Source organism: Campylobacter vicugnae (assembly GCF_002139875.1).
GTDB lineage: Bacteria > Campylobacterota > Campylobacteria > Campylobacterales > Campylobacteraceae > Campylobacter > Campylobacter vicugnae.
Genome location: NZ_CP018793.1, coordinates 645,551 through 669,017, shown reverse-complemented (window position 1 = coordinate 669,017; position 23,467 = coordinate 645,551). Strand labels below are relative to the sequence as shown.

Below are 23,467 nucleotides of genomic sequence, written 5' to 3'. Positions count from 1 at the left end.
AAACCCTTATTTAATTCTATATACAAATGCACCACTAGATATATTCTGGCGGATTTTTTCCATATTTGAATTTAAATCAGAACCAAATGGCCCAATAAGAATTTTAATAACTTTGTTACCATTTACGACTACTTCATGTGTTTTATATTTATAGCCGCTAGATATAAGTTTTTTAATTAAGGCGCTATTTTTATCTAATTTAGATACAGAAGCTACTTGAATATATGAACCTTTTGCTAAAGATGAACTACTTGTTACACTGCTTTTAGCTGTTTCTTTTTTTACTTCAGTTTTTTTAGGTACTATATTTTTTGACTCTGCTTTTTTAGGCTCGGTGCTCTCTTTTTTAGGCTCTACTTTTTTAACCGGTTCTTTTTTTACTACCTCTTTTTTTACCGGTTCTTTTTTAACTACCTCTTTACTACCAGTATCAGTTGAACCAAACGGCTCTTCTACTTTTGGAGGTAGCACCGGAGTTATAGTATTTGAAGTTGTATCCATAGCAGCTTGAGCATTTTTATACTCATTTACTATATTTTCAAAACTATCTTTTGAATTTGTAGTTTCACTTACTATAGGAACTTGTTCAAAAAGCTCATTTGAACTATTAGTTGGAGCATTAGTCGCAGGTAGTTCAGTAGGCAATAAAAGGCTATCTGCTATATCATTATTTTTATTGCTATCATTTGAATTTAAAAACTTCATAACAATCAAAACAACGACAAATATTATAACCAGCAATGCTATACCGATTAAAATTTTACGAACACCACCAGATTTCTCTTCTTCATTTTTATCTAATAATATATCTTGTAAGTTATTATTATCTTCCATTGTTAATCCTTTACATATGTTTTGACCAGCTAGCACCACGCTCTTTTTGATATAAAGCGTATGGTAAAGCCAAAATATTATACTCTAATGGCATATCCATAGTAGGAAACATTCTCCACTCTTGAGGTAGTTTTTGCGATAGCATAACTGATAGTTTATTTGCTATTTGACACCCTTCCATAAAGGTTGTATGACCCTTATGAACATATAGATGCAAATGACCAGGAGTCTTGGTCTCATAGGCTGTAAAATTTATAAAACCCTCCTCCCTTAGCATAAGTTGAGCTCTATGCCAAAAGCGATCTGGCATTCTACCATTATAGTCAAAAACAATATTTTCAACCTTATTTAGCTTATTAATCAAAGAGTGTGCTACGATAATCTTTCTTTCTGCATGTTCTTTTTGCACCAATAGGCTAAGTGGCTCATCTACTCTTTCAAATTTATCAAAATAATATCTACCTTTATGCTCAATTTTTTTTACTGTTAAATCTCGCTTTATATAATAGTGGTCTGTTATCATCTTGATAAGCGATAGATCTGTGCGCTGCATTAAAATGTTGCCTTATTATAAATGATAAATTGATGAGCTAAATCTTTTAATTCAGCTGCAATTTTGCGTTGTTTATCAACATTATTAATATCATCTAATACATCTGCAATGCGATTAGCAATTAGTTCAAATTCAGCCTCTTTCATACCTCTAGCAGTAAGCGCTGGACTACCTACTCTAATTCCACTTGTGATAAATGGACTTCTAGTCTCGCCTGGAACTGTATTTTTATTCACTGTGATTCCTGCATTGCCTAAAGCTATATCTGCATCTTTACCACTAAAATCTTTATTTAAGAAACTAACAAGTACAAGGTGATTATCAGTACCACCACTTACTAAATCATATCCACGACTAATTAATACCTCGCCAAGTTTTTTAGCATTTGCTTTTACTTGTTTAGCATATACTTTCCACTCATCGCTTAAATTATGCTTAAATCCTACAGCCTTACCAGCTATAACATGCATTAATGGCCCACCTTGGATTCCTGGGAAGATTGAGCTATTTATTTTTTTAGCAAACTCTTCATCATTTGTCATGATAATACCGCCTCTTGGGCCTCTTAAAGTTTTGTGAGTTGTAGAGCTTACTACGTGGCAGTGTGGGAATGGATGAGCATGCTCACCAGCTACTACTAAACCAGCAATATGTGCAACATCAGCAAATAGATATGCACCAACACTATCAGCTATCTCTCTAAAACGCTTAAAATCAATCTCTCTAGTATATGCACTTGCGCCACATACAATCATTTTTGGTTTTACTATATTTGCAATATCGGCTACTCTATCATAGTTAATTCTACCATCAAGTTCAACACCATAAAAAAAGCTCTCATAATACTTACCCGAACTTGATACTTTAGCACCATGAGTTAAGTGACCACCATGGCTTAAATCCATACCTAAAATCTTATCTCCTGGTTTTAAAAAAGCACCATAAACACCTTGATTGGCTTGTGAGCCACTATTTGGCTGAACATTAGCAAACTCGCACCCAAAAAGCTTTTTACATCTATCAATTGCAATCTGCTCAATTTCATCTACAAATTCACATCCACCATAGTATCTCTTACCAGGATAGCCCTCAGCATATTTATTTGTAAGAACTGAACCCATAACTTCCATAACTTCAGGATACGTAAAGTTCTCACTAGCAATCATCTCTAAATGATCGCATTGACGCTCAAGCTCTTTATTTAAAAGAGCGTAAATCTCTTTATCGTAACTTTCTAAATTCATATTTACTCCTTAATTTTTTGGTTTCATCGCTGGAAATAATATAACATCGCGAATTGATTTTTTATTTAATAGTAGCATTACCAACCTATCAACACCAAGACCCCAACCAACAGTTGGTGCCATACCATATCCAAGAGCCCTACAATAATCCTCATCCATCTCATGAGCTTCATCATTGCCAGCATCTTTGCTCTGTATTTGAGCTTTAAATCTCTCATATTGATCAATTGGATCATTAAGCTCATTAAATGCATTTGCTAATTCACGACCAGCGATAAATAGCTCAAATCTCTCTGCGATTTCAGGATTTTCATCACTTCTTCTAGAAAGAGGTGAAATTGAAATAGGAAAATCTGTTATAAATGTAGGATTAATTAGCTTACTTTCAACATAATTATCAAAAAGCTCAGCTTGTAAATGACCAAGATCTAACTTATCATTTGCTTCAAATTTATCCTCTTTTAATTTAGCCAATATCTTCTCTTTATCACTTATAATTTCTCTATCTAACCCACCAATTTCTACAAGTGCATCAAGATATTTAATCCTTTTAAATGGCTTAGAAAAATCGATATTTTGACCATCAAATTCAATAATTTTGCCTAAATTTAGTTTATCGAGCAATGTAGCAAATAGCTCCTCAGTTAAATCCATAACTTCAAAATAATCATGCCAAGCCCAATAAAACTCAATACTAGTAAATTCAGGATTGTGAGTTAAATCCATTCCTTCATTTCTAAAGCAACGATTCATCTCAAATACCGCTTCCATACCACCTACAATAAGTCTTTTTAGATATAATTCAGGAGCAATTTTGAGATATCTATCTACGCCTAATGCATTATGATGAGTAACAAATGGTTTAGCATTTGCTCCACCAGCTATTGGGTGCATCATAGGAGTCTCTACCTCTAAAAATCCACGCTCTTCAAAAAATCTTCTGATGGTGCTAATAATAATTGAACGCTTAAGAAAATCACCCCTTACATCTCTATCCATAATCATATCTAGGTATCTTTGGCGATATCTTGTCTCTATATCAGTTAACCCATGAAATTTCTCAGGTAATGGAGATATGGCCTTAGCAGCTAATACAACCTCACTTGCATGCAAGCTAAATTCACCAGTCTGCGTAATAAATGCATAACCTTTTACCAGCACTATATCACCAACTTCAAGATTTTTCTTAAATTTCATATAGCACTCTTCACCAATACTAGCTAGTGAGTAGTAAATTTGAACATTATCGTTCTCATCTTCAATATTAGCAAATGTAGATTTTCCAGCGACTCTTTTTAGCTTAATTCTACCAGATATAACTACCTCTTCTTGGGCTTTTCTCTCACCTTCAGGAAGTTCTTTTATATATCCAAATTTGCTCTTAAACTCAGAAATATTCATCTCTCTTTTTAAGAAATGTGGATAAGGGCTAACCCCCATTTGTCGTAGCTCATCAGCCTTAGCTAGACGAGTTAATTCTAATTCATTATCAAAAATCAATTAAATTCCTTTTATCTTTTGTTTATTGCATTCACTACAAACACCATATAGTTGCATAATATGGCCAGTAAGCTTAAAACCATGCTCTTTAGCAATTGCTAATTGACGCTTTTCTATTATCTGATCTTCAAATTCAACTATCAAACCACACTGCCTACAAATCATATGGTCGTGATGTGGTTTATTAGCTAGTTCAAATTTCTTTCCTTGCGCACCAAAACTAATAGAAGTTACCATACCAGATTCTTCAAGCAAATTTAGACTTCTATATACAGTAGCAATGCCAACATTTAATCCCGGATAGCGTTCTTTGATATACAAATATAACTGCTCTGGGGTAAAATGCTCGCTATTATTATATAGTGTTTGTAAAAGTACTTCACGCTGTTTGGTATATTTTAACCCATTATCTCGTAAAACTCTCTTAAAACGCTCTAGTAAAGCATCATATTCAATATTTTCTATCATTGCTCCACCTTAGTTGAATTTTGCTCCATGCTATCATTGTTATCTAAAATTTCAGGTACAACTATTTTAGTATTTTCTACACTATCTTTTACATTGCTAATATCCATAGCCATAATAAACTGCCCAGCAGATAATAATATTGGATATACCTTGCTACCTTCAAAATATGGAGATATTTTTTGATTAAGTATTGAAATTTTTGATACAATCGCAGCCAAAATAGCAAGAACTAAAAATATTTTTGCAGCACCAACAAAAAATCCTAGCAATCTATCTACAAATCCAAGACCACTCATTTTTAGCATTTTTGAGAGTAAATTTCCTAATAATAAACATACAAACCAAAATAGAAGTAACGCAAGTAAAAAACCAAAGAAAAACTCAGCTGAATCACTAAGTTCATATAAATAAAGGCTAATTTGCTCACCGACTAAATTTGCATTTCTACTAGCTATAATCACACCGCCAATGATTCCAATAAGTCCAAATACTTCTTTAATAAGGCCATTTATAACGCCCTTAATACCTAAAATCACCACAACAGCAATAACAATAATATCAAACCAAGTAATAAAATCCATTAATTATGCTCCATAATATTTAAATTTGTAGCGTTAAACTGCATTGCAACTTCCTTGCTTATTAAATTTTCATTTAGTGCTTTTTGAATCTCATTTGCCATTATTCTCATGCCTGTTTGAGCGCTACCAATTTGCATTTGAGAGAGTATTTGATGTGTTTTTCCCTCTCTAATTAAATTTGAAATAGCTATATTATTTAGCATAATCTCAAAAAGCGCAATTCTTCCACCATTAATTTTAGGTAGCAAATTTTGAGATATAATAGCAATAAGCGATGATGCCAAAGAGCTTCTAATATAAGCTTGATCACTACCACTAAAACTATCAATAATTCTATTAATAGAACCTACAGCCGAGCTTGTATGCAAAGTAGCAAAAACTAAATGTCCAGTTTGAGCTGCTTCAATTGTCATTGCCATAGTCTCTTTATCTCTCATCTCGCCAACTAAGATAACATCTGGATCTTCTCTTAAAGCATATTTTAAAGCTCTTGTAAATGACTTAGTATCACTACCTACATTTCTGTGAGAAAATAGCGAATTTTTACTCGTATGAATAAACTCAACTGGATCTTCAATTGTGATAATATGCTTATTTTGATTTTGATTTATCTCATTTAAAATAGCTGCTAAAGTTGTGCTTTTACCACTTCCAGTAGCTCCAGTAACTAAAATTAAACCTTTTTGTTTTTTAGCAAGATCAAAAAGAATCTGTGGTGCATAAATATCATCTAGCGTAGGCGTTTGAAACGGTATCATACGAAAAGCCGCTGAGAGCTCACCGTTCATTGTATAATAGTAATTTGCACGAAATCTACCGCTTTTACCAAGATCAATGGAAAAATCAAGCTCTTTAGACGATTTTAACTCTGATTTTTGCTCATCATCAAGCAAAGGTAAGCAGATCTCCTCTATATCATTTGGCGTTAGAATAATATTCCCAGTAGATACTAGCTCCCCATCAATTCTAATTTTAGGCATACTTCTAGCTACTAAATGAAGATCGCTAGCCTTCTTATCAATTACCAAATCAAGCAAAGATCTTATACTCATTTTCTACTCAATAATTTTTGGAACTTCAAAACTTTTGCCCTGTTTTTGTGGGGCATTTTGTAAGATTATATCTATTACATCACTTTTGCGTGGTTCATCATCACGAAGTGGAGTTCCACCATTTGCAGTGCTCACAGCAGCCTCTATACCATCTAAATTTAGCTCATTTAAAACATCTACAAAATCAACAATTTTACTAAGCTGATCTTTAAACTCTTCACGTTTTTCATCAGGAATTTTTAGTGCGCTTAATTTTTCTAGTTTTTCAAGCATCTTATCATCAATCTGCACAGTTGCACTCCAAATTTAAATTTTGGCGCCGATTATATCATAAGTTTTCTTAGATATAAATTATCAATATTGGCAACTTTTTAATAATTACACTTTATTTGTTATATTTTAAGAAAGTTTATGCTAGAATTAGCGCATTTTTATTTTTAAGGAAGTTACTTTGGCAGTTAAAGAAAATATTGATTATATCAAAAGCGAGATTAGCTCTCAAGAGCAATTTTTAGAAAATGCTATAAAGGGTGAGAGATTTTTTAGGCGTAATAAGAAAATTTTTATTGCTATAACAATCATAATAATTATTGCAATTATCGGATATGGTATCTCAAATTATATAGAAGAATCAACAAAATCAGAAACCAACAAAGCATACATTAGCTTGATAAATGACCCAAATGATAGTAGTGCAAAAGAGATTTTAATAGCTAAAAATCCATCTTTATATGCTCTTTTTGTGATTAAAACAGCAGATTTAAATTCAACCGCACTTATAGATGAAGCAATAGCTTTAGATATTGACCCGCTTTTAAAAGAGGTTTTACAAAATCTAAAAGGCCATAAATCATCTAAAATTTTATCAAACTATAACGCTTTAATAGATGGATATGAGTTACTAAAAGATGATAAAATAGATGCAGCAAAAAGTGAATTTGCAAAAATTCCACTAAACTCTCCACTACAACCAATAGCTAAGAATTTAGAACACTACCAAGGAAAATAGTATGAATCTTAAAATATGCGTTACACTATCTTTGGCTATTTTTATTTTTGCTGGTTGCTACACTAAAAGAGAGTATTATGAGCCTGAGTTTATATCTAAAAATATGAGTTTTAAAAACTACTTAGACTCTTCACTGCATCAAACTAGCAAATATGGAGCCGTTTTAGATAATGGAAGCGTATTGCTTAAAAGTGGTGAAGTTATAGAGTTAAATTTAAATAAAGATGATAATTTTTTAGGTAAATATCAAGATAAGCTATTAGTAGCTAGTATAGATGGTTCATTTAAGGTTTTATTAGATAAAGATGAGTATTATACTACCAAATTTAAAACTAGAATAGTATCAGCCTCTATAAATGATAATTATCTTGCAGCACTTAGCGTAGATAACACTATTTATCTTATAGATATGATAAGCGATCAACTACTTTTAGAATATAATATTGGACCATCATATGCAATTGATGCTAAGATGGCAAACCCAATATTTTTAAACTCAATTACAGTCTATCCAACGCTAGATGGCAAAATCATGATAGTAGATACAGCTAGTGGTCGTATATTAAGAGATGCTATAGTAAGCAGTGAGCCATTTTTTAACAATATTATATTTTTAGATCTGCTTGGTGATAAAATGTTTGCAGCAAGCGCTACAAAACTAATGGCAATCGCACCAGAAGGTGTTAAACACTATGATGGCCAGATTAAAGATGTTTTAATTTATGCTGACAAAATTTATATATTCCTAAAAGATGGTATGGTTGAGATTTTAGATCTTGATCTTAATAAAATTTCTAGCAAGAATTTCAAATTTGCCATATTTTCAGGAGTTATTCCAAAAGATGATAAACTATATATATTTGAAAAAACTGGCTATATGTTTATTACTGATTTAAACTTAGAAAATCTTGAGATTATAGAGCTTAATTCTAAAATTAGCAAAAAGAGTTTTACAGGTGCAAATGCCTTTTATTATGATGATGAGATATTAGAATTAAAATAATGGATAATAGAGTTTGCAATATTTTTAACCAGCATAAAATTTTACTTAAAAATCTTAAAACGCTTGATATTAAAGAGTTTAGTAAAAAACGCAATTATCAGTTATATTTAGGCGTTGATAGTAGTGGATTTTATAATCTACTATTTTTTAGAGAGTCCAAAAGCAGATTTGTCAATAAAGAGCTTGAAGAGTTAAAAAAGATAAGTCAGCTTGTTAAGAGTAAATTTGATATAAATATAGTGAAATTTGGTCTATTTTATAACTCTGCTATCTGTTCAAAAGTTATAAAATCAAATTTAGATTGGAAATTTTATGATTTTATGTGATATTGGCAATACTAATGCTACTTTTTTTGATGGTAGAAAGATTTGGAATTTAAGTATTGATGAATTTAATACATATGAGCCAAAAGAGAAAATATACTATATCAATGTGAATGAAAAAGTTGCTCAAAAGCTTTCTAATCCATTATTTATAGATATTGAACCATATATAAAGTTAAATAGCACTTATATTGGATTAGGTGTAGATAGAGCTGCTGCATGTTATGCTATTAATAATGGCCTAATTGTTGATGCAGGCAGTGCTATTACGCTTGATTTGATGGCCAATGGATGCCATATAGGTGGATTTATTATGCCTGGAATTACCACAACTCTATCTAGTCTTAAAAATATATCACCAAGACTGGATATACCATTAAACTCTCAAGTAGATCTTGAGTGTTTGCCGCAACGCACACAAGATGCAATTAGCTATGGAGTAATAAAACCAATAGTAAATCTAATTAATGATTTTGCAAGTGGAAAATCCATATATTTTACCGGTGGAGATGGAGAGTTTTTATCTAGATTTTTTTCTCAATCACTATATGATAGAATGCTAATCTTTCGTGGTATGCAAAGAGCTATAAATGAAAATAAGGAGATTTTATGCTAAGCGTAGCATTGCCAAAAGGTAGAATTGCTGAGCAAACTTTAGAAATTTTTAGTCAAATTTTTGGAGATGATTTTAAATTTGAAGATAGAAAACTCATTATGCAAAAAGGTGATTTTAAATTCCTAATGGTTCGTAATCAAGATATCCCTACATATATCACCGAAGGTGCTGCAGATATTGGTGTAGTAGGCCTTGATGTACTTGAAGAACATAGATGTGATGTGCTTAGACTTCTTGATCTTGGACTTGGAAAATGCAGAGTTTGTATTGGAATTAAAGATAATCAAGAGCTAGACTATACAAAACCAGAGTTAAAAATTGCTACTAAAATGCCAAATATAACCAAAAATTATTTTGATCAAAAAGGAATTGCAGTCAAAACAATTAAGCTGTATGGCTCTATCGAATTAGCTCCACTTGTAGGACTTAGTGATGCTATTGTAGATATTGTAGAGACTGGAACCACGATGAAACAAAACGGACTAAAAGTAGCCCAAGAGATAATGCAAAGCAGCGCTCATCTAATTGCAAATAAAAATAGCTTTATAACCAAGCGTGATGAAATTCTATCTTTATATCATAAGATAAATAGCATTATTCAAAACTAAGCTAACCCAGATCAACAATAAGGCAAAAAATGAGTCCATATATATTCATTCCTTTATCTATGCTAATATTTTTAGGTATGAATTTATATAATTATAAATCTCTTAAAAATAATCTGATTTTATCTAAATTCAAATGGACATTAAGAATAGTTTTTATTCTTATTTTTCTATTTGAAGCGGCATATTTTATCGCTATTAAAAGCTCTCCACTTCCACCTATGATATATCAAATATCAATTATTTGTATAGGTGTGAGTTTTATGCTATTTTGCACCATTATACCATTTCAAATAGCCCTATTTTTCATAAATAAACTAAAAAGAAATAATCAAAAAATAGCCAAATTTATTGTTGATATTTGTATTATTTTAGGTTTTATTTTATATATTATTGTTGGCGCTTATAATGCTAATTTTAATACTATTATTACAAACTACGATATAAAGATAAAAAATCTTAAAACTCCGCTAAATTTAGCCATAATAACAGATGTACATATTGGCGAGTTTTTTCAAAAAGAGTATATGGCTTCTCTTGTTGATAGGATCAATCTATTAAAGCCAGATGCCTTGCTTATTGTAGGTGATTTAGTTGATTTAAGCAGTGATGAAATTGGCGATTTTTTAGATCCGTTAAAAGATGTTAATAGCAAATTTGGCACCTTTATGGTTGTTGGCAATCACGAGTATTATCACGGAATTGATGGATTAATAAATAAATTTAAAGAACTTGGAATTAAAGTTTTAGAAAATCAAAGCCTTGAAATTGCGGGAGTAAATTTAGCTGGAGTCTATGATATCACTGGTTTTAAAATGGGCAAATTTGAACCAGACTTTATCAAAGCTCTTAAATATACCAATCCAAATCTACCTACAATCTTATTAACTCATCAGCCAAGATCATTACAATATCTTCATAAAGATGTTGATCTAGCTATTTTAGGCCATACTCATGGCGGGCAAATTTTTCCATTTTCTTTTTTAGTATGGCTAAACCAAAAATATATCTATGGACTATATAAAATAAATGAGAATATGCAAATAGTGGTAAGTAGTGGTGCTGGACTATGGGGGCCTCCATTTAGAGTAGGAACAAATAGCGAAATTGTATATTTAAAGCTTAAGGGAGAATAATATGGATTATAATAAATTTTCCAACTATTTTGGTTTAGTAGCACACTATAAATTTCCAAAATGGCTTCAAAATATTATAAACAGCTGGTATGTCAAACATTTTAAAATTGATATGAGTGAATTTAATCCTATAAGTAGTTATAATAGTCTAAATGCATTATTTACTAGAGAATTAAACAATCCAAGATCGCTTGATGATGGATTTGTCTCGCCATGTGATGGGTTATGTCTAGAGTGTGCAAAAGGTGATAATCTAAGAGCTTATAGCATAAAATCAAAAGAGTATAGCATAGATGAGTTATTAGGCAAATCTCTTAAAAATGGCGAACTTGATGGTGAGTTTGATTATATCAACATATACCTATCTCCAAAAGATTATCATCATTATCATGCTCCGTATGATATAGAGATTTTAAGTCTTGAATACACTCCTGGCAAACTCTTTAGCGTAGCAAAAAGTGCTCTTATAAAACACGACAATCTCTATGTTCAAAATGAACGAGTAACCCTAAAAGTAAAACTAGATAATGGTAAATTAGCGTGGATAGTATTTATCGGTGCATTAAATGTAGGTAAGATGAAATTTGATTTTGAACCAAGAATCAAAACCAATGCAAATTTAGCTCCAGCATTTTATGAGTATAATAATCTAAATTTAAAAAAAGGCGAACATATAGGCAACTTTGAGCTAGGTTCTACCATTGTAATCATCAGTCAAAATGGTGCTATAAATTATAATATCAAAAGAGATGAAGTATTAAAGCAAGGCCAAAGCATAGCCAAACTAGGCTAGCTTAGGCTACTAAAAATTATTAAATTACTTACTAGATTTTAACTTATTAGCTAAAGCTTGCAAATTTTCTATTCTCCTTTCATGGCTTGGGTGAGTGCTTAAAAACTCTAACCCGCCATTACCTGAATTCTCTTGCATTTTTCTCCATAGCGAGGCTGCACCATCTGGGTCAAATCCAGCCATATAGGCAAGCTCCAATCCTATCTCATCGCTCTCGCTCTCATGCGATCTGCTAAATGGTAGAGTAACTCCTACATTTGCAACTAAATCTGCAACGCTTAAAATTGTATTATCAACACCAAAAATAGATGCCACTCCTATTAGCCCATTTTTTATCATATTTTGACTTTGTTGCTCTCTTACATGCTCTCTTAAAGCGTGTGCAATCTCGTGAGCTAAGATAAATGCTATCTCATCATCATTTAAATTTAACTTCTCTACAATAGCTGTATATACTGCTATTTTACCACCAGCCATACACCAAGCATTGATAGTATCACTTGTAATAACATTTACCTCCCAATCCCATTTAGCACTATCTTCTCTAAAATATGACGCTTTAGCAATTAATTTATTTGATATATCTCTAACTCTTTTAGTTAGTTTTGGGTCTTTATTTAGAGTGTTTGAAGCTTTAGCTTGAGCAATTACATCAATATAAGCCTTAGCCGAAGCCTCATTAATCTCATCACTAGATATTAGCATTAATTGCGACCTATCTACTTGTGATTTGCCCACATTTGTTGTATTTTGCATACAACCAGTTAAAATTATTGCAAAAAAAATCAATAGATATCTTTTCATTTTATTCCTTAAATTTAATTTTATTAATTTTACACAATTTTATATTAAATTTAAGAACATTACCTAAATAAACGCTACAACTAATTCCAAACTAAATAATTTTAAATTTTGCTAGAATTTAAGATAATTTAGTTATAATCTAGTTTTTTATACAAATTTAAAAGGTTAAAAATGAGCAAATGGAATAAAGATAGCTGGAGAGACTATAATATTTTACAACAACCAGTATATCCTGATATTGCAAAACTTAGAGCATGCGAAGATAAACTTAGCAAACTTCCGCCACTTGTATTTGCCGGAGAAGTAAGAGATTTAAAAGCAAAATTAGCAAAAGCAACTCAAGGTAATGGCTTTTTACTTCAAGGTGGAGATTGCGCTGAGAGTTTTGCAAATTTTAATGCAAATAGTATCCGTGATATGTTTAAGATTATGCTACAAATGGCTATTGTTCTTACATTTGCTGGCGGATGCCCAGTTGTTAAGGTTGGTAGAGTTGCTGGTCAATTTGCCAAACCTAGAAGTAGCGATTTTGAAGAGATAAATGGAGTTAAACTTCCTAGCTATAGGGGGGATATTATAAACGGATTTGAATTTAATGAATCTGCTAGAGTTCCAGACCCAAAACGCATGATAGATGCATACTATCAAAGTGCTTCAACCTTAAATCTTCTAAGAGCATTTTCTCGTGGAGGTTTGGCTAATCTTCATGAGGTTCATAGATGGAATTTAGGCTTTATAAAGCGTGGTGAGCTTGATGAAAAATTTGAAAAGCTAGCTTCAGACCTTACTAATACTCTTAAATTTATGGAAGCGTGTGGCGTAACCACTGCTAATACTCCAGCCCTAAGCGAAACCAAACTATATACATCGCATGAGGCTCTATTATTACCATATGAAGAGGCTCTTACAAGAGTTGATAGCTTAAGCGGAGATTGGTATGATTGTTCAGCCCATATGTTATGGATTGGTGAGAGAACTAGAGGTTTAGATGATGCGCATGTACACTTCTTAAGTGGGGTAAAAAATCCAATCGGCTGTAAAATCGGACCAAATGCTACATCTGAAGATGTAATAAATCTAGCTAATAAATTAAATCCACAAAATGAAAATGGTCGTTTAAATATCATTATTAGAATGGGTGCAGATAAGATTGAAAACTATCTACCAAATATCTTAAAAGATGTAAAATCAGAAGGGCTAAATATACTATGGAGTATAGACCCAATGCATGGTAATACAGTAAAAGCAAACAATGGATATAAGACTCGTGAATTTGATAATGTTATGAAAGAAGTTAAGAGTTTTTTTGATATACATCATGCTTGTGGTACTATACCTGGAGGTGTGCATTTAGAGATGACTGGACAAGATGTTACTGAATGCACAGGTGGGGCATTTAATGTAACCCAAGAAGCACTTGCTAGTAGATATGAAACTCAATGCGACCCAAGACTAAATGCAGATCAAGCCTTAGAACTTGCGTTTTTAATCGCTGATGAGGTTAAAAAATCTCGCTCTTAGGATAATTTTATTTAACCATAAGTAGCTTTATTATAACTCAACAAAAATTATAAGTTTAGGGCAATATAAATTAAATTGCCCTAAAATTCTGCTACCTATTACATTATAATTTAAATCTAAAATTACTATATAAGCATATTTTTGGTATAATCATCATCTATTTTAAATTAAGGCGAAATTATATGGATTATCTACAAATCAAAGGTGCAAAAAATTTAGAAGGTAAAATAGCAATAAGTGGCGCTAAAAATGCAGCATTACCAATAATTGCTATGACAATTTTAGCCAAAAACAGAGTAAAAATCCAAAACACACCACAAGTAGCAGATATTAAAACATTAATAAAATTATTACAAAATTTAGGTGCTACTGCTGAATTTAAAGATTCAACCTTGCAAATAGAAACATTAAATATAAACTCAACCAAAGCTACATATGATATTGTTCGCACTATGCGTGCTTCTATCTTGGTACTTGGGCCATTGCTTGCTAGATTTGGCCACTGCGAGGTATCTTTACCTGGAGGGTGTGCTATTGGAGCTAGACCAATTGATTTACACCTAAGCGCATTAGAAAAAATGGGTGCTAAAATAGAGATAAAAGATGGCTATGTAATAGCTAGTGCAAATGATGGTTTAAAAGGTGCAAATATTGTATTTGATAAAATTACCGTAACTGGTACAGAAAATATCATAATGGCCGCATCATTAGCAAATGGAATAACAAAAATATTTAACGCTGCTAAAGAGCCAGAAGTTGTCCAACTATGCGAAATTTTAAACCAAAATGGAGTTAAAATAGAAGGCATTGGAACAAGTGAGCTTGTAATTTATGGCACTAATAGATCCTTAATAAACATAGATGAGATAACAGTAATTCCAGATAGGATAGAAGCAGGAACCTATATGTGTGCTGTAGCTATTGCTGGAGGTAAGGTAGTATTAGAAAATATAAATCCAGATCACCTAGTAGCTATCACCTCAAAACTATCAGATATGGGGGTTAAATTTGAATTTGGATCAAATTTCATCAAAGTTATTAGCGATGGCAACCTAAAACCATGCAATATTATTACAACTGAATTTCCAGGTTTTCCTACGGATATGCAAGCACAATTTATGGCTCTTGCTTGTGTAGCTGATGGAGTTTCTAGCATTGATGAGAGATTGTTTGAAAATCGCTTTATGCATGCTAGCGAACTATCTAGAATGGGCGCAGATATCAAACTAAACGCCCATATAGCCACTATAACAGGAGGCAAGCTAAATGGTGCTGATGTGATGGCTACTGATCTTAGAGCTAGTTCAGCACTAATCATAGCAGCACTACGAGCTCAAGGTATAACTAGAATTCACAGAATCTATCACCTTGATCGTGGCTATGAAAATCTAGAATCCAAACTTACAGCAATTGGAGCTGATATTAAAAGACTTAGCGAGTGAGTAAGTTATGAGAGTTGATGAAGTATTTAACCTAGCTAGCACAATTGAGCCACTAAACAAAAGCGAAATTTTACCACTTAGCAGTGCTGTTGGTAGGATTTTAGCCAAAGATATTATAGCTAATAGATCCTTGCCAGCTTTTGACAACTCCGCACTTGATGGATATGCTTTTGCTTATGCTGATATAAATAATCCACTTAAGATAAAAGGAGTTATCTTAGCCGGTGATAAATCTAGCTATAAAATTGCTACAAATGAATGCTATAAGATTATGACTGGTGCTATTTTTCCAGATGGTGCTGATACAGTTGTAATGATTGAAAACGAACAGTTTGACAATAACGGTAATCTAATCGTTCCACTAGATACACCACAAAACAATGCCAAAAAAATTAAAGGCGAAGAGATAAAATCTGGAGAACTCCTACTAAGTAAAAACTCCAAACTAACCCCTGCTAATATAATGCTATTAGCTACTCAAGGTATTAGTTATATCGAGGTAATTAAAGAGCCCAAAATAGCTATTTTTAGTAGCGGCAATGAGATCAATGAACCATGGGATGAGTGCGATAATCTATCTATATATAATGCAAATGGCTTTGGTATCATCTCAGCCCTTAATCAACATGGCTTTAAAAGTGAATATAAAGGGATTTTAAAAGATGAAATTTCATCTATAAAAGATGCTATTGAAAATTCCAATGATTATGATATTATCATTACAAGTGGAGGTGCTAGTAAGGGTGAGGCTGATTATATGAATCAGGTTTTAAATATGCTTGGCTTTGAGATCTTATTTGACTCTATTGATGTTCGCCCTACCAAACCTACTAAATGCTATAAAAAAGGCTCTAAATTAATCTTTGTCCTACCGGGCAATCCGATGTCTTGTCTTTTAGCTGTTTATATTGCAGTTTTGCCATATCTTAAAAAATTAGCAGGTCATAGCGATTATATGCTTGAATCTCAAATTGCCAAATTTAAAGGCAATTTAAAATTTAAAGCTAGTAGAGCAAATATTGTAATTGGTACAGCAGAAAATGGTGAATTTAGAGCAACAAATAATAATATTTATAGCCCTTCAATGATTAAGCCTATATCTTTATCAAATTACATATACATCTCCGATGTTGGTCAAAATGGTATTTGCGATAATCAAGAGATAAAAATTTACAAAATTTCTTGACAAGTAGGTAAAAATATGGTATTATTCCAACTCAATTTAACAAGACGCGGGAATAGCTCAGGGGTAGAGCACAACCTTGCCAAGGTTGGGGTCGCGAGTTCGAATCTCGTTTCCCGCTCCATATTTTTACTTCTTATACTTTTTGTTCCACTTTTTAGTAATTCACTTGTAGATCAACTCCATAAAACTATTATGAGCGAGTATCCATCTGCAATAATTAACTCAATTAATATTGACAAACCAGATGAATTTCCAGATGATTTTAATAAATTTAAGCTAAAAGATATTATATTGCTTAGTTTACATGATAATGGCGGAACATTTAGAGCCGTATATACTACGCCAAACTCTACTAGCAAAAGCATATTTTTTAAATTTAAAATTGATTTTAAGTTTTTAGTATTAATCTCTTCAAGAGATATAAATAGAAATCATATTTTAAATTTAGGAGATTTTGAACAAAAAAGTGTAAGTTTTAGCGATTATGATAAGCAATCCTTAACTCATTTTCCAAAATATCAATTAATCACAAAAAGCAAGGTAAAACGCGGCAAAATATTAACTAATCGCCAGTTTAAAACTCTAAGCGATATAAAAAAAGGTGATAAAATCACAGCCATAATAAATGATGGCTCTCTTAAAGTTGAGATAATTGTTACAGCTCTTGATGATGGAAATATCGGACAGATTATTAGTGTAAAAAACCAAAATAATCAAACACTAAAAGCTCAAGTAATTAGTAAAAATCAAGCCATAATAAAATAGAGGTAAATAATGAAATCATGCATATATCCAGGAACCTTTGATCCTATCACTAATGGTCATCTAGATGTTATTAGGCGTGCTAGTAATGTCTTTGATAAAGTAATAGTAGCAGTCGCACTAAATGAGTCTAAAACTCCATATTTTGATTATCATAAACGGATTGAACTAGCTAAATTAGCTACAAAAGATCTACTTAGTGTAGAGGTTATTGGATTTGATAATCTCTTAGTTGATTTTGCTAAATCACAAAATATTAATACAGTAGTGCGTGGCTTAAGGGCAGTAAGTGATTTTGAGTATGAGCTACAAATTGGTTATGCTAATGCCTCTTTATGGAGTCAATTTGAGACAGTATATTTTATGCCAAGTCTTAAAAATGCCTTCATATCAAGCTCAATTGTCAGATCGGTTTTGCGCCATAATGGCGATATTAGCTCACTTGTACCAAAGCAAGTTTATCAAAAAATAAAGGAAGAGTATGCTAATTAACTTTGAAGGTGTTGATGGGGTTGGTAAATCCACTCAAATAAATATGCTAAAAGAAATTTACAAAGATGCTATAATAACTAAAGAACCAGGTGGCACAGAGCTTGGATTGATGATTAGAGAGTATCTTATAAATAATGCAAGCAAAATATCGCAAAGGGCTGAGATTCTTCTATTTTTAGCTGATAGAGCTGAACACTATGAAAAAGTTTTAAAGCCCAATTATGGAAATTTAATTTTAAGCGATAGAAGTTTTGTATCTGGTCTTTCATACGCCATGGCAAATGATGATAATTTAGATATCAAAACCTTAATAGAACTAAATAAATTCGCCCTTTGCTCAGACTTTGGAGATAAGTTTGTATTTTTAAAAGCAGATGAGAATTTAATCCGCCAAAGACTCTTTAGCAGAGGCCAAAGTGATGATATTGAAAATCGTGGAATTGAGTATTTAATGAGAGTTCAAGGATTTATGAGTATAATACTGGCCGATTTAAAATTTGATGTATTAGAAGTAGATGCATCGCTAAATCCAGAAGTTATACAAGAAAAAATAAGGAAATTTATATGATAAATGCTCTTCGCGGTATGAAAGATCTGCTTGAAAATGATGGAAAACTATATAAATTTATAATTGATACTTGCGAAAAAGTAGTTAAAAATTATGGATATGAATTTTGCGAGGTACCAAAACTAGAAGAAACAGCCCTATTTAAAAGAAGTGTTGGACAAAGTAGCGATATTGTCGGTAAAGAGATGTATCAATTTATAGACAAAGGTGGCAATGATGTCTGTCTTCGTCCAGAAGGAACTGCTGGAGTAGTAAGAGCATTTATAGAGAATAAGTTTGATAGAGCTGGTGGAGTTAGAAGATACTTTTATCACGGCAGTATGTTTAGATATGAGCGTCCTCAGCGTGGCCGTTTAAGAGAATTTCATCAATTTGGCGTGGAGTGTTTTGGCGAGGCAAGCGTGTATGAAGATGCATCTGTAATTTTAATGTTAAATGAAATTTTAAACACTTTAGGTATTAAAACTACTCTTAAAATTAACTCTTTAGGAGATACTCAATGTATGCCAATCTATAAAGATAAGTTGATTAAATTTGTTCAAAACAATACAGAAAATCTATGCCAAGACTGCCTAAGAAGACTTCAAACAAATCCAATTAGAATTCTTGATTGCAAAAATGAAAACTGCCAAAATATACTACAAAATGCACCATTAATTACAGATAATCTAAATCAAATTTGTAATGATGATTTTAATAAACTTCAAGAAATTCTAAAAGCAAATCAAGTTGATTTTCAAATCGATCCAAAGCTAGTGCGAGGTTTAGATTATTACTGCAAAACTGCCTTTGAGTTTGTTAGCAATGATATTGGCTCACAAAGTGCAGTAGCAGGTGGCGGCAGATATGATAAACTTTGTGAATATCTAGGAGGCAAATCTACTCCAGCAGTAGGTTGGGCGATGGGCATAGAAAGAATCATGGAGATACTTCGCCAACAACAAAAAGAGACAAAACGACAAGGAATCTATATCTGTGCATTAAATTCAAATTTAATTGATGAAATCTATAAAATAGGTAAAATGCTAAGAAAAAATTATAAAACCGAAATATCATATGAGGCAAAAAGCCCAAATAAACACCTAAATATTGCTGATAAAAAGGGGTTTGAGATATTTTTATGCCTTGGAGAAGATGAATTTAGCCAAAATCAAATTTGGTATAAAAATTTAAATAATAAAGATGAAAAAAGAATATCTATAGCAAATTTGGAGAGTGAGATATGACAAACGACTATGGATTAAGCCTTTGGGGGGATTCAAATTTTATCATAGATAGCGGTAAGGCGTGCTTAAATAGCGACCTAAAACCAGCTTTAATTGATATAGTTAAAGATATTAGAAATGATGGATATAGGGGACCTTTGCTACTTAGATTTCCTCATCTTATTAAAAAGCAAATTGTACAAGTATATTCAAGTTTTGAAAGAGCTAAAAAAGAATTTGGCTATAGTGGTAACTTTAATGCTGTATATCCATTAAAGGTAAATCAATATCCAGGATTTGTAGAAAATTTAGTTAAAATTGGAGAAAGCTATGGGTATGGATTAGAGGCTGGTTCAAAAGCTGAGTTACTGCTAGCTATGGCGTATAACAATTATGGCGCACCAATTACTGTCAATGGATTTAAAGATAATGAGCTAATTGATATTGGTTTTATCGCTGCTGAGATGGGACACAATATCACTCTTACAATAGAGGGATTAAATGAATTAAAATCAATTATCTCTACTGCCAAAGAGAGATTTAAACCAAAGCCAAATATTGGCCTTAGAATTCGACTCCATAGCAGTGGTACAGGCGTATGGGCAAAAAGTGGCGGTATAAACTCTAAATTTGGACTTACATCTACAGAGCTAATTGAGGCAGTAAATTTACTAAAAGAAAATAACCTAATTGAGCAATTTACTATGATTCACTTTCATATTGGAAGTCAAATAAATGAAATTCATCCACTCAAAAAAGCTCTTATAGAAGCAGGAAATATTTACGCAGAGCTTCGTAAAATGGGAGCAAAATCTCTAAAAGCTATAAATTTAGGCGGCGGTTTGGCTATTGAGTATTCACAATTTAAAGATAATCCAAGTAGGAATTACACACTTAAAGAGTATGCAAATGATGTTGTGTTTTTACTAAAAAGCATTGCTAATCAAAAAAATGAGATTGAACCTGATATATTTATAGAAAGTGGCAGATATATAGCTGCATCTCACGCTGTATTAGTAGCTCCTGTACTTGAGCTATTTAGTCAAGAATATACAGAAGAAAAACTAATATTAAAAGAGAATAATCCTCCACTAATTAGTGAATTGCACGACCTATATAGAAGTATAAAGCCAAGCAATGCCATAGAGTATCTCCACGATGCAATCGATCATATGGAGAGCGTTCTTACTCTATTTGATTTAGGTTATGTAGATTTACAAGATAGATCAAATAGTGAAATTTTGGTCCATTTAATTATGAAAAAAGCGATCTCGCTTTTAGGAAATAAACAAAATTATGCAGAGCTTTTAAAAATTCAAGAAGAGGTACAAGAGAGATATTTGGTTAATTTTTCAATGTTCCAAAGCTTGCCTGATTTTTGGGGACTTGGACAAAACTTCCCTGTAATGCCACTTGATAGATTAGATGAACGCCCTACCCTATCAGCATCTATTTGGGATATTACTTGTGATAGCGATGGTGAAATTAGCTTTGATGCGACCAAAAATCCGCTATTCTTGCATGATGTTGATTTAGAAAAAGAGGATTATTTTTTAGGATTTTTCCTTGTTGGTGCATATCAAGAGGTTCTTGGAATGAAACACAATCTATTTACCCACCCTACTGAAGCTACAATAATCATCAATGAAGAGGGCAACTATGAGATAAAAAATATTTTAGAATCTCAATCTGTCATGGATATATTAGAGGATTTAGACTATGATATACATGCTATTAGAGATACTTTAAATGAACGAATAGAAAATTCAACACTAGTAAATGAAAAACAAAAAAAACATATTCTAGGCGAACTATATCTATTCTTAAACGATAATGGATATCTAAAAACCATAGGCTAATGATGGGTATTTTTCAAATTATTAAAGAGGATTTATCTCAGCCTAAAGTACAAGATCCAGCATATCGTAGCTGCATAGATCTTATCTTTAATTATCCTGGAGTATGGGCAGTAGCCAATCATAGAATTATCCATATTTTATGGAATAAAAAGTGGCATAAATTAGCTAGAATGCTTGCTGGAATTAGTAATTTTTTAACCAGAGTTGATCTACACCCAGCAGCAGTTCTTGGCAGAAGAGTATTTATTGATCATGCTACTGGAATAGTAATTGGTGAGACAGCTATAGTTGGCGATGATTGCTTGATTTATCAAGGAGTTACATTAGGCGGAGTAAGTCTAGATAAAGGCAAACGCCATCCTACATTAGAAAATGGCGTAGTTGTCGGTGCTGGAGCCAAAATTTTAGGCAATATCACCATAGGAACTGGCTCAAAAATTGGTGCAAATTCAGTTGTAGTAAAAGATGTGCCACCACACTCCACAGCTGTAGGAATTCCAGCTAAATGCATTAGCAGTGACAATCGTCCATTTGAACACAATAAGCTGCCAGATATCACAAAAGAATTGCTAATCTATCTAATAGATCGCATAGAAAATCTTGGATGTCAAGGAAGTGATAAAATAGTATTAGACAAAAAATATCAAGAGTATATTAAATCAATAAAGGAGTAAAAATGTTATTATCTAAAAGAATTTCAGTTCTAAGCGAGAGTCTTACAATCGCAATTAGCTCAAAAGCTAAAGAGATGAAAGCTGCTGGGCTTGATGTTATTAGCTTTAGTGCTGGAGAGCCTGATTTTGATACACCAGAAGTTATCAAAAATGCAGTAAAATTAGCTTTGGATAAAGGCTGTGGTAAATATACCGCAGTCCCTGGTACGCCTGAAGTCTTAGAAGCTATTGCTATAAAGCTAAAAAGAGATAATAATCTAAACTACAAACCAAATCAAATTATTACAAATGTAGGTGCCAAACACTCTTTATTTAATCTATTTTCATGCATTATTAATCATGGCGATGAGATTATAATCCCATCTCCATACTGGGTAAGCTATCCTGAAATAGTAAAATATTGCGGTGGTACTCCAGTTATCATTGAAACAAGTGAAGATAATAAATTTAAATTAACAGCTAGCCAAATCAAATCTGCTATAACTTCAAAAACAAGAGCAATAGTATTAAATAGTCCAAGCAATCCATGCGGTGGCGTATATAGCAAAGCTGAACTTGAAGAGATTGGCAAAGTATTAGAAGGTAGTGATATCTTAGTAGTTAGCGATGAAATTTATGAAAAACTTACATATAGTGGTGAGTTTATAGCAGCTGCAGCAATTAGCGATGATATGTTTAAAAGAACAATTACAATAAATGGTTTAAGCAAATGTGGAGCAATGCCAGGATGGAGATTTGGATATATGGCAAGTAGTATCGATGAGCTAAATAAAGCCCTTAGAAAACTACAAAGTCAAAGCACAAGCAATATCTCAAGCATAGTCCAAGCTGGCGCTATACCAGCACTACTAGGAGAAGCTGATGCTGATATAGAGTATATGAAAAGTAAATTTATAGAGCGTAGAGATTATGCTGTAAAAGCTATAAATGATATAGAAAACCTAAGTGTAGTATGTCCAGATGGAGCATTTTATCTATTTATAAACTGTAAAAACGTAGAGCCTGACTCAATGAAATTTTGTCAAGAGCTTTTAGAAAAAGGCCTAGTAGCTACAGTTCCTGGTGTAGGATTTGGTATGGATGGATATTTTAGAGTTAGTTTTGCATGCGATTTAGATAGTCTAAAGCGTGGTATTGAACGCATAGCTGAGTTTGTCAAAAATTATAAAAAATAACAATAAGAGTGCTATAAAGGCACTCTTATTTAGACTAAATTCATAATATTTAGCTATAATCC

At 32.3% G+C, this 23,467-nt stretch carries 26 protein-coding genes and 1 tRNA gene; 18 read left to right on the top strand and 9 right to left on the bottom strand.

What is annotated here, in order from left to right:
- Positions 1-6: 6 nt before the first annotated feature.
- The 8 genes from CVIC12175_RS03500 to gatC are packed head-to-tail and all read right to left on the bottom strand — an operon-like array spanning position 7 to position 6,523.
- Positions 7-834 (bottom strand): SPOR domain-containing protein, encoded by an 828-nt coding sequence (locus CVIC12175_RS03500; protein WP_086256727.1) that lies wholly within the window; start codon positions 832-834, stop codon positions 7-9.
- Positions 835-844: 10 nt separating this feature from the next.
- Positions 845-1,387, bottom strand: coding sequence for a DUF1882 domain-containing protein (locus CVIC12175_RS03495; RefSeq protein WP_086248253.1), 543 nt, complete (start codon positions 1,385-1,387; stop codon positions 845-847).
- The gene (locus CVIC12175_RS03490; RefSeq protein WP_086255323.1) at positions 1,387-2,631 is read right to left on the bottom strand and encodes a serine hydroxymethyltransferase; all 1,245 of its coding nucleotides are present in this window, start codon (positions 2,629-2,631) and stop codon (positions 1,387-1,389) included. The genes CVIC12175_RS03495 and CVIC12175_RS03490 overlap by 1 nt, the downstream gene beginning before the upstream one ends.
- Before the next feature lie 9 nt (positions 2,632-2,640).
- Entirely contained in the window at positions 2,641-4,128 is a 1,488-nt protein-coding gene (gene lysS, locus CVIC12175_RS03485; RefSeq protein WP_236861102.1) for a lysine--tRNA ligase, read from the bottom strand.
- A 3-nt stretch (positions 4,129-4,131) separates the two neighbouring features.
- On the bottom strand, positions 4,132-4,599 hold the full coding sequence (locus CVIC12175_RS03480) for a Fur family transcriptional regulator (protein ID WP_086246568.1): 468 nt from the start codon (positions 4,597-4,599) through the stop codon (positions 4,132-4,134).
- Complete coding sequence (locus CVIC12175_RS03475; RefSeq protein ID WP_086256729.1) at positions 4,596-5,180, bottom strand: CvpA family protein; 585 nt, start codon at positions 5,178-5,180, stop codon at positions 4,596-4,598. Before CVIC12175_RS03475 ends, CVIC12175_RS03480 begins: the two co-directional genes overlap by 4 nt.
- The gene (locus tag CVIC12175_RS03470) at positions 5,180-6,232 is read right to left on the bottom strand and encodes a type IV pilus twitching motility protein PilT (protein WP_086246570.1); all 1,053 of its coding nucleotides are present in this window, start codon (positions 6,230-6,232) and stop codon (positions 5,180-5,182) included. Before CVIC12175_RS03470 ends, CVIC12175_RS03475 begins: the two co-directional genes overlap by 1 nt.
- A 3-nt stretch (positions 6,233-6,235) precedes the next feature.
- The gene (gatC, locus tag CVIC12175_RS03465; protein WP_086246571.1) at positions 6,236-6,523 is read right to left on the bottom strand and encodes an Asp-tRNA(Asn)/Glu-tRNA(Gln) amidotransferase subunit GatC; all 288 of its coding nucleotides are present in this window, start codon (positions 6,521-6,523) and stop codon (positions 6,236-6,238) included.
- Between the two features lie 160 nt (positions 6,524-6,683).
- Between gatC and CVIC12175_RS03460 the strand changes: the two genes are divergently transcribed.
- From CVIC12175_RS03460 to CVIC12175_RS03430, 7 genes are read left to right on the top strand one after another with little or no spacing between them, the layout of a single operon-like run.
- Complete coding sequence (locus CVIC12175_RS03460; RefSeq protein ID WP_086256730.1) at positions 6,684-7,241, top strand: hypothetical protein; 558 nt, start codon at positions 6,684-6,686, stop codon at positions 7,239-7,241.
- A gap of 1 nt (position 7,242) precedes the next feature.
- Positions 7,243-8,244: an L-seryl-tRNA selenium transferase gene (locus CVIC12175_RS03455; RefSeq protein WP_086315859.1), complete on the top strand. Its 1,002-nt coding sequence runs from the start codon at positions 7,243-7,245 to the stop codon at positions 8,242-8,244.
- Positions 8,244-8,570, top strand: coding sequence for a hypothetical protein (locus CVIC12175_RS03450; RefSeq protein ID WP_086253981.1), 327 nt, complete (start codon positions 8,244-8,246; stop codon positions 8,568-8,570). The genes CVIC12175_RS03455 and CVIC12175_RS03450 overlap by 1 nt, the downstream gene beginning before the upstream one ends.
- Positions 8,557-9,183: a type III pantothenate kinase gene (locus tag CVIC12175_RS03445; protein WP_086256732.1), complete on the top strand. Its 627-nt coding sequence runs from the start codon at positions 8,557-8,559 to the stop codon at positions 9,181-9,183. The genes CVIC12175_RS03450 and CVIC12175_RS03445 overlap by 14 nt, the downstream gene beginning before the upstream one ends.
- Positions 9,177-9,791 carry an ATP phosphoribosyltransferase gene (hisG, locus tag CVIC12175_RS03440; RefSeq protein WP_086246576.1) on the top strand — a complete coding sequence of 205 codons (615 nt, stop codon included), beginning with the start codon at positions 9,177-9,179 and terminating at the stop codon, positions 9,789-9,791. Before CVIC12175_RS03445 ends, hisG begins: the two co-directional genes overlap by 7 nt.
- A gap of 29 nt (positions 9,792-9,820) precedes the next feature.
- A complete protein-coding gene (locus CVIC12175_RS03435; protein ID WP_086256733.1) occupies positions 9,821-10,924 on the top strand; it encodes a metallophosphoesterase in 1,104 nt (367 codons plus the stop codon).
- A 1-nt stretch (position 10,925) separates the two neighbouring features.
- Positions 10,926-11,717: a phosphatidylserine decarboxylase gene (locus tag CVIC12175_RS03430; protein WP_086253984.1), complete on the top strand. Its 792-nt coding sequence runs from the start codon at positions 10,926-10,928 to the stop codon at positions 11,715-11,717.
- Positions 11,718-11,741: 24 nt separating this feature from the next.
- On the opposite strand, the gene CVIC12175_RS03425 is transcribed toward CVIC12175_RS03430, so the two are convergent.
- A complete protein-coding gene (locus tag CVIC12175_RS03425; protein ID WP_202819652.1) occupies positions 11,742-12,521 on the bottom strand; it encodes a M48 family metallopeptidase in 780 nt (259 codons plus the stop codon).
- 171 nt (positions 12,522-12,692) lie between these two features.
- Here CVIC12175_RS03425 and CVIC12175_RS03420 point away from each other — a divergent pair, with 171 nt between their 5' ends.
- The 11 genes from CVIC12175_RS03420 to CVIC12175_RS03370 all read left to right on the top strand — a co-directional run bounded on the left by CVIC12175_RS03420 (position 12,693) and on the right by CVIC12175_RS03370 (position 23,405).
- Positions 12,693-14,042 carry a class II 3-deoxy-7-phosphoheptulonate synthase gene (locus CVIC12175_RS03420; RefSeq protein WP_086315858.1) on the top strand — a complete coding sequence of 450 codons (1,350 nt, stop codon included), beginning with the start codon at positions 12,693-12,695 and terminating at the stop codon, positions 14,040-14,042.
- 182 nt (positions 14,043-14,224) lie between these two features.
- Positions 14,225-15,484 (top strand): UDP-N-acetylglucosamine 1-carboxyvinyltransferase, encoded by a 1,260-nt coding sequence (gene murA, locus CVIC12175_RS03415; RefSeq protein ID WP_086255333.1) that lies wholly within the window; start codon positions 14,225-14,227, stop codon positions 15,482-15,484.
- A 7-nt stretch (positions 15,485-15,491) separates the two neighbouring features.
- Complete coding sequence (locus tag CVIC12175_RS03410) at positions 15,492-16,670, top strand: molybdopterin molybdotransferase MoeA (protein ID WP_086255334.1); 1,179 nt, start codon at positions 15,492-15,494, stop codon at positions 16,668-16,670.
- A gap of 46 nt (positions 16,671-16,716) precedes the next feature.
- A tRNA-Gly gene (locus CVIC12175_RS03405) sits at positions 16,717-16,791 on the top strand.
- 71 nt (positions 16,792-16,862) lie between these two features.
- Positions 16,863-17,435 (top strand): flagellar basal body P-ring formation chaperone FlgA, encoded by a 573-nt coding sequence (gene flgA / locus CVIC12175_RS03400; RefSeq protein ID WP_086256734.1) that lies wholly within the window; start codon positions 16,863-16,865, stop codon positions 17,433-17,435.
- 6 nt (positions 17,436-17,441) lie between these two features.
- Positions 17,442-17,924, top strand: coding sequence for a pantetheine-phosphate adenylyltransferase (coaD, locus tag CVIC12175_RS03395; RefSeq protein WP_086256735.1), 483 nt, complete (start codon positions 17,442-17,444; stop codon positions 17,922-17,924).
- The gene (tmk, locus tag CVIC12175_RS03390; protein ID WP_086246587.1) at positions 17,914-18,492 is read left to right on the top strand and encodes a dTMP kinase; all 579 of its coding nucleotides are present in this window, start codon (positions 17,914-17,916) and stop codon (positions 18,490-18,492) included. Before coaD ends, tmk begins: the two co-directional genes overlap by 11 nt.
- Positions 18,489-19,718 (top strand): histidine--tRNA ligase, encoded by a 1,230-nt coding sequence (hisS, locus tag CVIC12175_RS03385; protein ID WP_086256736.1) that lies wholly within the window; start codon positions 18,489-18,491, stop codon positions 19,716-19,718. The genes tmk and hisS overlap by 4 nt, the downstream gene beginning before the upstream one ends.
- Entirely contained in the window at positions 19,715-21,556 is a 1,842-nt protein-coding gene (speA, locus tag CVIC12175_RS03380; protein ID WP_086256737.1) for a biosynthetic arginine decarboxylase, read from the top strand. Before hisS ends, speA begins: the two co-directional genes overlap by 4 nt.
- A 2-nt stretch (positions 21,557-21,558) precedes the next feature.
- Positions 21,559-22,230, top strand: a complete 672-nt coding sequence (cysE, locus tag CVIC12175_RS03375) for a serine O-acetyltransferase (RefSeq protein WP_086255337.1) — start codon at positions 21,559-21,561, stop codon at positions 22,228-22,230.
- A 2-nt stretch (positions 22,231-22,232) separates the two neighbouring features.
- Complete coding sequence (locus CVIC12175_RS03370; protein WP_086315857.1) at positions 22,233-23,405, top strand: pyridoxal phosphate-dependent aminotransferase; 1,173 nt, start codon at positions 22,233-22,235, stop codon at positions 23,403-23,405.
- Positions 23,406-23,467 lie beyond the last annotated feature (62 nt).

What these genes read in the sequence shown, in the direction of transcription:
- CVIC12175_RS03435 (WP_086256733.1), top strand. Translation starts at nt 9,821, where the DNA reads ATGAGTCCATATATATTCATTCCTTTATCTATGCTAATATTTTTAGGT.
- CVIC12175_RS03495 (WP_086248253.1), bottom strand. Translation starts at nt 1,387, where the DNA reads ATGCAGCGCACAGATCTATCGCTTATCAAGATGATAACAGACCACTAT.
- speA (WP_086256737.1), top strand. Translation starts at nt 19,715, where the DNA reads ATGACAAACGACTATGGATTAAGCCTTTGGGGGGATTCAAATTTTATC.
- hisG (WP_086246576.1), top strand. Translation starts at nt 9,177, where the DNA reads ATGCTAAGCGTAGCATTGCCAAAAGGTAGAATTGCTGAGCAAACTTTA.
- CVIC12175_RS03420 (WP_086315858.1), top strand. Translation starts at nt 12,693, where the DNA reads ATGAGCAAATGGAATAAAGATAGCTGGAGAGACTATAATATTTTACAA.
- CVIC12175_RS03425 (WP_202819652.1), bottom strand. Translation starts at nt 12,521, where the DNA reads ATGAAAAGATATCTATTGATTTTTTTTGCAATAATTTTAACTGGTTGT.
- CVIC12175_RS03470 (WP_086246570.1), bottom strand. Translation starts at nt 6,232, where the DNA reads ATGAGTATAAGATCTTTGCTTGATTTGGTAATTGATAAGAAGGCTAGC.
- murA (WP_086255333.1), top strand. Translation starts at nt 14,225, where the DNA reads ATGGATTATCTACAAATCAAAGGTGCAAAAAATTTAGAAGGTAAAATA.
- CVIC12175_RS03455 (WP_086315859.1), top strand. Translation starts at nt 7,243, where the DNA reads ATGAATCTTAAAATATGCGTTACACTATCTTTGGCTATTTTTATTTTT.
- CVIC12175_RS03410 (WP_086255334.1), top strand. Translation starts at nt 15,492, where the DNA reads ATGAGAGTTGATGAAGTATTTAACCTAGCTAGCACAATTGAGCCACTA.
- CVIC12175_RS03480 (WP_086246568.1), bottom strand. Translation starts at nt 4,599, where the DNA reads ATGATAGAAAATATTGAATATGATGCTTTACTAGAGCGTTTTAAGAGA.
- CVIC12175_RS03490 (WP_086255323.1), bottom strand. Translation starts at nt 2,631, where the DNA reads ATGAATTTAGAAAGTTACGATAAAGAGATTTACGCTCTTTTAAATAAA.
- cysE (WP_086255337.1), top strand. Translation starts at nt 21,559, where the DNA reads ATGGGTATTTTTCAAATTATTAAAGAGGATTTATCTCAGCCTAAAGTA.
- flgA (WP_086256734.1), top strand. Translation starts at nt 16,863, where the DNA reads ATGAGCGAGTATCCATCTGCAATAATTAACTCAATTAATATTGACAAA.
- CVIC12175_RS03450 (WP_086253981.1), top strand. Translation starts at nt 8,244, where the DNA reads ATGGATAATAGAGTTTGCAATATTTTTAACCAGCATAAAATTTTACTT.
- CVIC12175_RS03500 (WP_086256727.1), bottom strand. Translation starts at nt 834, where the DNA reads ATGGAAGATAATAATAACTTACAAGATATATTATTAGATAAAAATGAA.
- CVIC12175_RS03430 (WP_086253984.1), top strand. Translation starts at nt 10,926, where the DNA reads ATGGATTATAATAAATTTTCCAACTATTTTGGTTTAGTAGCACACTAT.
- tmk (WP_086246587.1), top strand. Translation starts at nt 17,914, where the DNA reads ATGCTAATTAACTTTGAAGGTGTTGATGGGGTTGGTAAATCCACTCAA.
- hisS (WP_086256736.1), top strand. Translation starts at nt 18,489, where the DNA reads ATGATAAATGCTCTTCGCGGTATGAAAGATCTGCTTGAAAATGATGGA.
- CVIC12175_RS03370 (WP_086315857.1), top strand. Translation starts at nt 22,233, where the DNA reads ATGTTATTATCTAAAAGAATTTCAGTTCTAAGCGAGAGTCTTACAATC.
- CVIC12175_RS03475 (WP_086256729.1), bottom strand. Translation starts at nt 5,180, where the DNA reads ATGGATTTTATTACTTGGTTTGATATTATTGTTATTGCTGTTGTGGTG.
- CVIC12175_RS03445 (WP_086256732.1), top strand. Translation starts at nt 8,557, where the DNA reads ATGATTTTATGTGATATTGGCAATACTAATGCTACTTTTTTTGATGGT.